The organism is Paenibacillus sp. IHBB 3054 (genome assembly GCF_051594305.1).
Lineage (GTDB): Bacteria > Bacillota > Bacilli > Paenibacillales > Paenibacillaceae > Paenibacillus_AQ.
The window spans coordinates 1-11960 of record NZ_JBOFBG010000070.1; the positions used below are offsets into that span (position 1 = coordinate 1).

7 protein-coding genes and 1 tRNA gene are annotated in these 11960 nt (G+C 48.6%); all 8 read left to right on the forward strand.

Annotation, left to right across the window (positions count from 1 at the left end; all coding sequences use genetic code 11):
• Nucleotides 1-17: 17 nt before the first annotated feature.
• The 8 genes from ACQ76X_RS35100 (at nt 18) to glmS (ending at nt 11809) form a co-directional block, all read left to right on the forward strand.
• Nucleotides 18-91, forward strand: a tRNA-Pro gene (locus ACQ76X_RS35100).
• Between the two features lie 574 nt (nt 92-665).
• Nucleotides 666-3458 carry a phosphoenolpyruvate carboxylase gene (ppc, locus tag ACQ76X_RS35105; protein WP_342440470.1) on the forward strand — a complete coding sequence of 931 codons (2793 nt, stop codon included), beginning with the start codon at nt 666-668 and terminating at the stop codon, nt 3456-3458.
• Between the two features lie 642 nt (nt 3459-4100).
• Complete coding sequence (gene sigW, locus ACQ76X_RS35110; protein ID WP_038596958.1) at nt 4101-4667, forward strand: RNA polymerase sigma factor SigW; 567 nt, start codon at nt 4101-4103, stop codon at nt 4665-4667.
• Between the two features lie 122 nt (nt 4668-4789).
• Nucleotides 4790-5404, forward strand: a complete 615-nt coding sequence (locus ACQ76X_RS35115) for a zf-HC2 domain-containing protein (RefSeq protein ID WP_038596956.1) — start codon at nt 4790-4792, stop codon at nt 5402-5404.
• A gap of 211 nt (nt 5405-5615) precedes the next feature.
• Nucleotides 5616-6446, forward strand: a complete 831-nt coding sequence (gene cdaA, locus ACQ76X_RS35120) for a diadenylate cyclase CdaA (protein ID WP_038596954.1) — start codon at nt 5616-5618, stop codon at nt 6444-6446.
• Nucleotides 6439-7893 (forward strand): CdaR family protein, encoded by a 1455-nt coding sequence (locus tag ACQ76X_RS35125; protein ID WP_438498505.1) that lies wholly within the window; start codon nt 6439-6441, stop codon nt 7891-7893. The genes cdaA and ACQ76X_RS35125 overlap by 8 nt, the downstream gene beginning before the upstream one ends.
• Nucleotides 7894-8003: 110 nt before the next feature.
• Nucleotides 8004-9344 (forward strand): phosphoglucosamine mutase, encoded by a 1341-nt coding sequence (glmM, locus tag ACQ76X_RS35130; protein ID WP_438498507.1) that lies wholly within the window; start codon nt 8004-8006, stop codon nt 9342-9344.
• Nucleotides 9345-9976: 632 nt separating this feature from the next.
• Nucleotides 9977-11809: a glutamine--fructose-6-phosphate transaminase (isomerizing) gene (glmS, locus tag ACQ76X_RS35135; RefSeq protein ID WP_438498509.1), complete on the forward strand. Its 1833-nt coding sequence runs from the start codon at nt 9977-9979 to the stop codon at nt 11807-11809.
• Nucleotides 11810-11960: the final 151 nt, after the last annotated feature.

Genomic DNA, 11960 nt, shown 5'->3' on the forward strand with positions numbered 1-11960 from the left:
CCATAATTTCATAGTTTCGGGATGTAGCTCAGCTTGGTAGAGCACCTGGTTTGGGACCAGGGGGTCGCATGTTCAAATCGTGTCATCCCGATACTCAGCTAACCAGCTGACATTTAACTCTTACTCCGGTAGGAGTTTTTTGTTTACTTAAGGGAATGATAGAGTGATAGTGAAGCTCTCCATAACCCAAGTGGGTTTATACGCGCTGTGGGACGGGAAGGACCTAACATCCGCTTGATGTGGCAGGAGAACTCGCTCAAGGCTTTCTGACCGTGCTTTATGATAGGTTTAGGTATTTGGAAGGTTAGGCAATCCAAGCCGTTCTGTTTCGATTGAACAGGGTCTGGTTATTAGAATGCTGGGGCGTCAGGAAATCCTCATAATGCCACGAAATGAAAACCCCCATTTTTAATGGTCCTTTATATGAATAGATTATATAAATTTATGCCAGCCATTGTCTTTACATAAATACCCTGTTAGTCAGCCAATATAATAAGTATTTTATGACTGTATAAAACGCCAAATTGGTGTATAATCGTAATTACTGCGACGCTTTACAGCGCAATAAGTTGAAGATTTCCGGGCGGTTTTATTGTATGATATGTGGAAAGCTTCAAATAGACAATGTTAAGAACATTGATCCGGAAGAGGATGGGGGGAGCAGCATGACCGAACTTACGACTACCGTTAGCAAAAGCAACTCCAACAATCTGCTGCGGCGGGACGTACGGTTCCTGGGGAATATTCTGGGCGAAGTCTTGGTTCATCAAGGCGGTAACGAATTGCTGGAAATCGTGGAGAAGATCCGCGAGACCAGTAAATCGCTGCGCTCATTGTTTTTGCCTGAACTGCACAATGAATTTAAGGAGCTAATTAATTCACTGGATCCGGAGAATCGCCACCTGGTGATACGGGCATTCGCCATCTATTTTCAATTGGTGAATATCGCCGAACAGAATCACCGCATTCGCCGAAAACGCGACTATGAACGTTCAGCCGGGGAGACTGTACAGCCCGGGTCCATAGAAAGCGCTATTCAGGAACTACGCGAGCGTGACTTCTCCCATGAGGATGTCCATGAAATCATGAATGGCCTCTCACTAGAGCTGGTCATGACGGCTCACCCTACGGAAGCTATGCGCCGGGCGATCCTTGATATTCATAAACGGATTTCCGACGATGTAATGGGATTGGATAATCCTACCTTGACCTTCCGGGAACGCGAACAGTTACGCGAGAAGCTGCTGAACGAGGTCATCACGTTGTGGCAGACCGATGAGCTGCGTGACCGCAAGCCTACGGTACTCGATGAAGTGCGTAATGGAATGTATTATTTCCATGAGACGATTTTTCAAGTATTGCCGGATGTGTACCAAGAGCTTGAGCGATGTCTGAGCAAATACTATCCAGGCCAGAACTGGCATGTACCGACGTATCTGCGTTTTGGCTCATGGATCGGCGGGGACCGTGACGGCAATCCTTCGGTGACTGCTGCGGTTACGCTGCAGACGCTGCGCTTGCAGCGCAAGCTGGCTATCCGGGAATATCAGCGTATCATGCGCGAACTCATGCAGTACCTGAGTTTTAGTACAAGCATCGTTGAGGTGACGCAGGAACTGGTGGATTCCATTGAACAGGACCGCAACATTATCAATCTTAACCGGGTTGATGCCTGGCGCAATGACAACGAGCCTTACCGGATTAAACTCAGTTACATGATCTCCAAGATACAGAACGTGCTGGATGATGAGAAAAAGGGTACGCCTGAGCGCTACTCCTCACCAGAACGATTCATAGATGATTTGAACGTGATAGACCGCAGTCTGCGTCATCACTATGCGGATTATGTAGCGGATACCTACATTAAGAAGCTGATACGCCAGGTGGAGCTGTTTGGCTTCCACACGGCTACACTGGATGTTCGCCAGCACAGTCAGGAGCATGAAAATGCGATGACAGAAATTTTGGCCAAAATGAACATCACGCAGGATTACGCTAAACTAGAGGAAAATGAAAAAATTCGAATTCTGGAGAATCTGCTGAATGATCCGCGTCCGCTGACTTCACCTTACCAGACTTACAGTGAGAGCACAGAGGAATGTCTTGCGGTGTACCGCACGATCTTCACTGCGCAGGAGGAATACGGCAAGCAGTGCATCACCAGTTATCTGATCAGTATGGCTGAAGCAGCGAGCGACATCTTAGAGGTTATGGTGTTCGCGAAGGAAGTCGGCTTGTTCCGCAAAGATAATGATGGAACTGTCGTATGTACACTGCAGGCAGTGCCGCTGTTTGAGACCATTGATGATTTACATGATGCGCCACAAATTATGCATACACTGCTTAGTATGCCGATCTACCGTGATGCCGTTAGTGCGATGAGCGATGTGCAGGAAATTATGCTTGGCTATTCGGACAGCAACAAAGACGGCGGGGTAGTTACCGCGAACTGGGAATTGCGCGTTGCATTGAAGCAAATTACGGCTACTGCAGAGGAATTCGGGATTAAGCTGAAATTCTTCCACGGACGTGGTGGTGCGCTCGGACGCGGCGGGATGCCGCTGAACCGCAGTATTCTTGCTCAACCGGCCTCAACCATTGGCGGTGGCATCAAGATTACGGAACAGGGTGAGGTTATTTCTTCCCGGTATTCGATGCAAGGTATTGCTTACCGCAGCTTGGAGCAGGCAACCTCGGCGCTTGTGACGGCAGCTATTAATGCCAGAATGCCTGAGGCTGATCTGTACGAAAGCAAGTGGGAAGAGATTGTGGCCCGGATTTCCGAAGTTTCGCTTAACAAATATCAGGATCTGATCTTCCGTGATCCGGATTTCTTTGCTTATTTCAAAGAATCAACACCGCTGCCTGAGGTTGGAGAACTCAATATCGGTTCCCGTCCTTCGAAGCGTAAGAATAGTGACCGTTTTGAGGATCTGCGCGCCATTCCATGGGTGTTTGCGTGGACGCAGAGCCGTTATCTGCTCCCGGCCTGGTATGCTGCTGGAACAGGGCTCCAGAGCTTCTATGAGGATAAGGAAGAGAACCTGAAGATCATGCAGCATATGTATGAGAACTTCTCCTTCTTTACTACGCTGATTGACACCCTGCAAATGGCTATTGCCAAGGCCGATCTGATTATCGCCAAGGAATACGCAAGCATGGGTAAGAATGAGGAAGCGCGCCAGCGGATATTCGGCCAGATCGAAGCCGAATTCAAGCTGACCTCAGAACTCATTCTCAAAATCACCGGCCAGCAGGATATTTTGGATAACGTTCCTGTGATCCAGGAATCTATCCGGCTGCGCAATCCATACGTTGACCCACTCAGCTATCTGCAGGTGCAGTTGTTGTCCGAGCTGAGAGCTCTTCGCGAGGTTGAAGGCGATGACGCCGAGCTGCTGCGTGAGGTGCTGCTCACGATCAATGGTATTGCCGCCGGTCTGCGGAACACGGGCTGATACTCTGATCTGACTTGATGGTTTGCAATATTTGATCTTCAAGAAGCATATCTTTGAAGTTGATCTACTGTAGTTAATATTCATGATGTCAATCTCTTAGTCGTTGATCTTTCGAAGCCGGCAAAGCCGCTTCCTTCAAACCCGTCCGCCTCTGGTATGGAGGCCGGACGGGTTTTTGTGTTTCTATGTAGCCGGCCTTAAGGGCCCGGCAAGAGAACCGGATCTTGTTCCCTTTGCATTAGCTGAAGCTGCCGTTATTGAGCTTCCGGCCTTATGCCTCTCAGCCTTTGTTGCCGAAATGTAATTTGGGCTGAATTACATGGCATGCTAATACCGATGATGGAGCAGCGAAGAGAAAATTTGGAACTGTAGGAGCGGTAGCGATCGCCTTTATTGTCAGATTCCTACCGCTGCCAGCGGTTCAAATCAGGGAATCTGACAATAACAGCGACCGGAAGTCCAAATGTTTCTCGCAGCTGCGATTAATCACCGCTTAGCAATGCGTGGATTTTGCCCAATATACCTATAGGTAACAATACAATCCTTGATTTTTGCCGGAACATGAATTACGATTTAAATGCTTGTACCGTGGACATTCAAGAGATGAAATACCAAGGGCGGCAAGTCTGGGGGAGTTAACAGGTGGAGAATTTGGAAGGCAGATTGACAAAGCTCGCCTTGAAAGGCGACCAAAGGGCATTTGCCGAGCTTGTGGAACTATATAAAGACAAGATATATCATCTGGCTTACCGGATGCTGAACAACCGCCATGAAGCGGAGGATATCGTTCAGGAGACTTTTTTGCGTGTGTATCGAAATTTAGACCGTTATGATGATAAACAGAAGTTCTCAACCTGGATTTACCGGATTGGCACGAACCTCTGCATTGATAGGCTGCGCAAGCGCAAACCAACGTATTCGCTGGATGCCGAGATGAACGATCAGGAAGGTATTGACGGCTATTCGATGATCCCCAGCGACAATGTAACACCGGAGACAGAGCTTTTGCTCTCTGAAACACAGTCGCTGATTTATGAGGCCATCGACAGTTTGCCCGTCAAATACAGGTCCGTGATGATTTTGCGTTATTTGCAGGATTTGTCGCTTCAGGAGATCAGTGATGTGCTGGATATGCCCGTAACGACGATCAAGACACGGGTTCACCGCGGACGTGAATTTTTACGTAAAAAATTAGGCCCTAAAATGTAAAAATAGATTTATTTTTATGAAACGTCCTTCAGGGAGCGACGTATGTAAGTTAAGCAAGTCTTATGCGCCCTGTCTCTTTGTTTTGAAATAATTAAATAGCACTCATGAAAGGATTGGCTCCTATGGAATGCAAACTGGCCGTCTCTATGATGCACGACTACCTGGATGACGACTTGCCCGAACTGCAGCAGAGGGAATTGAAGGAGCATCTTCTATCCTGTCCGGATTGCCGTGCGAAGTTCAAAGAATTGGAACAGACCGATATGCTGATGTTCTCGCTGATGCACCAGAACCCTGTTGCCTCGGAGGATCTTGTAGGCCGGATTATGAATTCATTACCGAAATCCAAGAAGGAAAGAGCGTTTATCACCTGGATCAAGCGACATCCCGCGCTTACTGCGGCGTCCTTGTTTATTTTTGTGATGTTGATGAGCTCCGTTACTTTTTGGAATCAGGATAGACAGCTTGTAGTCAGAGGAAGCGACCTCGACCAGGTTGTCATCAAAGGAGATACGGTTATCGTACCTTCCGGCAAAATCATTTCCGGCGATCTTACGGTGGAGAACGGTAAAACTCAAGTATATGGGGAAGTCAACGGCAATGTGACTGTGATCGACGGCACTCTGTACAAGGCTTCAACCGCTCATATTTCCGGGCAAGTCAAAAGCATAGACCAAGCGGTAAGTTGGCTCTGGTATAAAGTGACGAACATGTTCTCTGAAGTTGCCTACCGTTAATTAGATATGGTTGCTTTTAGCAGAAAACTCATTTGCGCCTCTTTTTCCGGAAAGATGGCGCTTTTTTGTTGTCTTTAAACGTCTAAAACATAAAACCCCAACGACCTAAACTTGCAACCTGAGCGTGAACGTTATAACCTAGATATTGATACAGAACTTACAGACATTTTACATAAACCCAGCTAATATGAAATGACGGGGGTTTTAGGCAATGAGTTATTTTACTGACCTTACATGGAAAGAGTCCATTAAAGATATAATCGATATCCTGATTGTCAGTTATATTATTTATAAAGTGCTCAATATGGTTCGCGGAACGCGGGCGGTTCAACTCCTGAAGGGAATATTGGTGCTGGTTATTATTTGGGCGCTGAGCACCCTGCTGGATTTGTATACCCTGAAATGGCTGATGAATCAGATTTATACCTTTGGGATCTTTGCGATCTTTATTATCTTTCAGCCTGAACTGCGAAGGGGACTGGAGCAGCTTGGACGGGGGAAATTTTTTGGACGAACCTCGGAGAATGATGAGGAAGTCAGTAAATTAATCGGCGAAGTCATTAAAGCCATGAATTATTTATCCCAGCGAAAGATAGGGGCCTTAATTGTCTTCGAAAGGGCGACTGGACTTAATGAATTTACTGAATCTGGCATTCCGATGCGTTCTGTTGTCAGCTCTGAGCTGCTGATCAATATTTTCATTCCCAACACCCCGCTGCATGACGGTGCGCTGATTATGCAGGATGGTCAAATCGCCGCCGCTGCCTGTTATTTGCCGTTGTCGGAGAATCCGTTCATCAGCAAGGAACTGGGGACACGTCACCGGGCGGCCATTGGGATCAGCGAAGTCGCGGATTCTGTGTCTGTTGTGGTCTCCGAAGAGACCGGGCAAATTTCACTGGCGATTAACGGGCAAATTGTGAGAGACATTAAGGAAGAATCGCTCATCTCAAAGCTGCACCAGGAGCTTAGTGCGACTTCCCCGCTGAAGGAGAAAAGTTCTGCCTTCTGGAAACGGAGAGGGGGCAAGAGCAATGGATAAGTGGATGAAGAACAACAACTTCAACAAAATTCTTGCACTTGTCTTCGGTGTGATTTTATGGACCATTGTACATGTGGATACGGAGCCTACGAACCAGACTACGGTTAATACTGAATCGAAAATCATTGAGAATGTTAAGATAGCGAGAAGCGGATTTGATGACGAAAAGTATATCTACACCATGGACGTTGACAGCGTAAGGCTGGAGGTTCGGGGCAAAAGATCCGACCTTAACTTTAAGTTGTCGGATGCCTATAAGGTTTCGGTGGATTTAAGCGGATTACAGCCCGGGGATACAACGCTGCCGCTAAATTATTCGCTGCCCAGCGGGGTGATGTATGAATCCATGGAGCCTAAACAAGTGAACGTGCATGTGGAACTGCGGACTACAAAGTCATTTCCGGTCACAATAAGTACGAAGGGCGAGCCGGCGGCGGGCTATCAGGTCGGCACCCCGGTGATTCAGCCGGAGACGGCTGAGGTTACGCTGGCTGACAGCGAGCTGAGCAGGGTGGCTAAGGTGCAGGGGATCATCGAGCTGGATGGCGAAAGTGAAACCTTCAAAGAGAAGAAACTAAAGTTGTATGCCTATGACAGCAGCGGTAAGGAAATAGAAGATGCAGTGATCGAGCCTGCTTCCGTATCTGTGGAACTGCCGATCACCCTGCCTTTCAAAAGCTTGCCGCTGGATATCAGCTTCAGCGGTCAGCTTCCGGGCTCCCTCGTCGTATCCAGGGTAACTCCTGAGGTCGATGCGGTGAATGTGTTTGGGAACAAGGAGGTGCTGGCAGGGTTGTCCTCCTATGAGGCGACCCTGGATTTAAGTTCTATCACTTCTGCGGGTACACAGCAGCTGCCACTCGAGCTTAAGCCTCCTGAGGGAGCCACGAAGGTCGAGCCGGGAACGGTGAAGGTGTCGGTGACGACCGCAGAAATTGCCCAGCGGACGATTGAGGCGGTTCCCATTAAGCTGGAAGGGGTGGCCAACGGACTTACAGCCCTGATGACGGATCCATCCAACAAAACTGTATCATTGACTGTATCCGGGGCACCTACCCTGCTGGATCAACTAGATAAGGACAATATCAGTGTGGTCGCGGATGTCGGCGGTTATGCCGCCGGCATTCATCAGGTATCCCTTCAGGTCTCACTGCCAAGGTTCATCGCGCTGGTGAATTCCGCTCAGCCGCTTACAGCAACAGTGGATCTGCAAGTACCTTCAACGCCAGAAAGTTCGGAGGCGCCAGCTACCGAGACGGCAGTCACCCCTGAGCCGAGTTCTGAGCCCGCTGCCGGTGAAGAAATTACTGCCGAGCCCTCCCCCTCTCACAACGGCGATAGTGCAGCCACGCCCACACCTTCCCCGACTGAGAGTACGGCAGAGAGCAGCAGTATCCCCACTGGCAACGGGAATAGCAATAATGCCGGAAGCACAGGCGGAACGTAACTTTTTAAACTGGAATACGTCTATTTAGATGTATTTTGGTACACGGAATAATTAAACTTTCATACAATAATTCATTAAGCTGAACCAGCGTAATCAAAGGAGAAATAAAGATGGGTAAGTATTTCGGAACAGATGGTGTACGCGGAGTTGCAAACCGGGAATTAACAGCAGAAATGGCCTACAGTATTGGCCGCTGCGGAGGGTATGTGCTTGCGGGTAACGTAGAGAAGCCTAAGGTAGTCATAGGGATGGATACACGGATTTCCGGTCCATTGCTTGAATCGGCGCTTGTAGCCGGCCTGTTGTCCATTGGGGCCCATGTTATACGTCTGGGTGTAGTGAGTACACCTGCTGTTGCATATATTACAAGATTGCTTAAGGCCGATGCGGGCGTCATGATCTCTGCGTCACATAATCCGGTGGAGGATAACGGCATTAAATTTTTTGGCGGAGACGGCTTCAAGCTGACTGACGAGACGGAACTGCGGATTGAAGAACTGATGGATGCGGAGAAGGATGAGCTGCCCCGTCCTGTTGGATCTGGCTTAGGTACAGTTACGGTAGATAACGATGCTAAATATCTTTATCTGGAATATTTGAAGACAACCATTTCCCAAAGCTTCAAAGGAATCAAAGTGGTGCTTGATTGCGCACACGGTGCAGCGTATGAGCTGGCCCCGCGGCTATTCAGAGAGCTTGGCGCCGAGGTCATTGCCATTGGAGCAGAGCCTGACGGGCTGAACATTAATGATGGCTTCGGTTCCACCCACCCTGAAACTTTGCGTGAGGAAGTACTGCGCCAAGGTGCGGATTTAGGACTTGCCTTTGACGGCGATGCCGACCGCTTGATTGCCATCGACGAGAAGGGCGACGAGGTTGACGGTGATTTTATCCTTTGCATCTGTGGAGATGCCATGAACCGTGCAGGTAAGCTGAAGGATGGAACTATTGTCTCTACAGTAATGAGTAACATCGGTTTCTACAAAGCGACTGAGAAATTATCGCTGAATACAGCCAAGACAGCTGTCGGCGACCGTTACGTGATGGAAGAAATGCGCCGCGGAGGATACAACCTGGGCGGAGAGCAGTCCGGGCATGTCATTTTCCTCGATTATAATACAACCGGAGACGGCATTCTCACGGCGATTCAGCTGGTGGATACGATGAAGGCCTCAGGGAAGAAGCTGAGTGCGCTGAAATCGATGATGACCAAATATCCGCAGGTGCTTGTGAATGTACGTGTGCAGGATAAGACCAACTACCCTAACAATCCGGCAATTGAAGCAGCGATAAATGAGGTGGAAGGCAAGCTTGGCGATAATGGCCGTGTGCTGGTACGTCCTTCCGGAACCGAACCGCTGATCCGTGTAATGGCGGAAGGACCGAATAAGGCTGAACTGGATCTTTTTGTCGGTCAGATTGTTGATGTAGTACAGCGCGAATTGGTCTAATTTGTTATTTCTACTGGCAGCTGGTGGATGCAATCGACAGATTTATTCACCGGCTTCCTGATCAATATACCCAGTTTGTTGAAGCGTTCCAAAAGGTTTCACGAGTTATAGCATTGCCAAAGTGATGTAAGGTGCATATAATGATTAAGTGTCATTCCAGAAGGAAAGCGGGGATAGTAAGGTTACAGCAATAGCAAGCGCCAGAGCTTGATCTTGCGCGGGGGAGAAGGGAAAGCCTGCAAGATGCCAATCAGGGCAAGGCTTGAACGGATCACGGCAGATGTAAGCTGACGAGGTGGAGGCGTTCGAAATGTTCGGCGGGGACCTCCCGGTGATGCACCAGAGCCGTAAATGGAAGCGGAAAATGAGCGGGCGACCACTCTTACAACGCGACTATGGGTGCAAATTAGAAATGTTATTTCATGGGTATGCGCTATCTGGAAAGTAAATAGAGGTCTGCTGCGGCAGAGGAGAAGACTGTGCATTTCATGAACACCTAGCAGGTGACAGGTTTATTTTGTTGGACTTATGACTACAACAGAATATTTGCTTTTTCTCAAGTAACATGCCGCACGGCACGTTTCTTTCCTTATGCCGCCCACATTACGATAAAATGGACGGAGGAAAATATAATGTGTGGTATTGTAGGATATATTGGTAATCAGAATTCGCAGGGGATCTTGGTTGAAGGATTGAAGAAGCTGGAGTACCGTGGTTATGATTCGGCAGGTATTGCCGTATTTACCAAGGAAGGACTGCAGGTCGTGAAGGCTCAGGGCCGTATGGCAAACCTGGAGTCGAGACTTGAAACCACTCCGCTGACAGGAAGTGCCGGAATCGGGCACACCCGCTGGGCGACTCATGGTAAACCTTCTGATGAGAACTCCCATCCTCACACCGATGAAAGCCAGAAGTTCTCGGTAGTTCACAACGGGATTGTCGAAAACTACCTGGACCTTAAAGAAGAGCTGATTGCCGGCGGATGCCACTTCACTTCCGAAACAGATACAGAGGTTATTTCCCACCTGATCGCCCGTGAATATGAAGGAGATATCGTAAAAGCTGTTCAAAAAGCGATCACTTTCATGCGCGGTGCGTTTGCACTGGGTGTTCTGACTGAATATGAGCCGGATAAATTGGTAGCTGTGCGTCAAGCCAGCCCGCTGATTATCGGCCTTGGCGAAGGCGAAAACTTTATCGGGTCTGATATTCCGGCACTGCTGGAATACACCCGCAACGTATATATTTTGAACGACGGCGAAATGGCTGTATTGACACGGGATGCTGTCGAACTGATGACGATTGAAGGCAATTTTATTTCTCGGGAAATGATTACTGTCGATTGGGATGCAGTTACCGCAGAAAAAGGCGGTTATGAGCATTTCATGCTGAAAGAAATTCACGAGCAGCCTAAGGCTTACCGCGACACTATGCGTGGCCGCATGAATGCCGAAGGCAACAAGGTTATTCTGCCGGAGCTGAACCTGACCGTTGAGCAAATCAAGAATATCCGCAACATCCAGATCGTTGCTTGCGGTACAGCCTACAATGCGGGTCTGGTTGGACGCAGCCTGATTGAATCCCTGGTGCGTATCCCGGTAGAGAACGATATCGCATCGGAATACCGTTACCGTTCACCAATCGTAACACCGGAAACACTGGTCATCGTAGTCAGCCAATCTGGTGAGACTGCTGATACACTGGCTGCTTTGCGTGAAGGTCAAGCAAACGGTGCGCATGTACTGGCAATCACCAACGTAGTGGGCAGCTCCATCGCCCGTGAAGCCAATGACGTGCTTGTGACACTGGCTGGACCGGAAATCGCTGTAGCGTCCACTAAGGCATATACTTCGCAGATTATCGCGTTCACTTTGTTTGGTCTGTATCTGGCTGAAGTACGCGAAACACAAAGTGAAGCACAGGTTGCCGAGATTCTCGCCGCTATGCAGTCACTGCCTGAGCAAGTGGAAGAGATTCTGGCACAGAAAGAAGCCATCAAAACCTATGCTGAGCAAATCTCCGAGCACAAACACCTGTTCTTCATCGGCCGCGGCGTAGACTATGCGGTAGCTCAGGAAGGCTCGCTGAAGCTGAAAGAAATCTCCTACATTCACTCCGAAGCTTATGCTGCGGGTGAACTGAAGCATGGTACCCTGGCACTGATCGAAGAAGGCGTTCCAGTCATTGCCTTGGCCACCCAGGAATCTGTTCTGGAGAAAACCGTCAGCAACATCAAAGAAGTGAAAGCCCGCGGCGCAGACGTGCTGGCAATCACTCATGAAGAGCATGTAACCGACCTGCTGAGATCGGTAGATCAGGCATTCGTGATTCCTAAGTCCCTGCCGCTGCTGACATCTGCTTTGTCCGTAGTAACGCTGCAATTGCTGGCTTACTATGCTTCGCTGGCCCTGGGCCACGATGTGGATAAACCACGTAACCTGGCGAAGAGCGTTACGGTGGAATAATAGAGGGTTTGATAAGAATTCTTTGTGTAGAATGACATTAAAGTTAGTTACTAAACATTAATGTGAGTAACTTAACAATAATGTATGTGTTCTGACAGAATAGATTGTAATCACTATTATACTTTTTAAGTCGCTCATACATTTGAGCGAC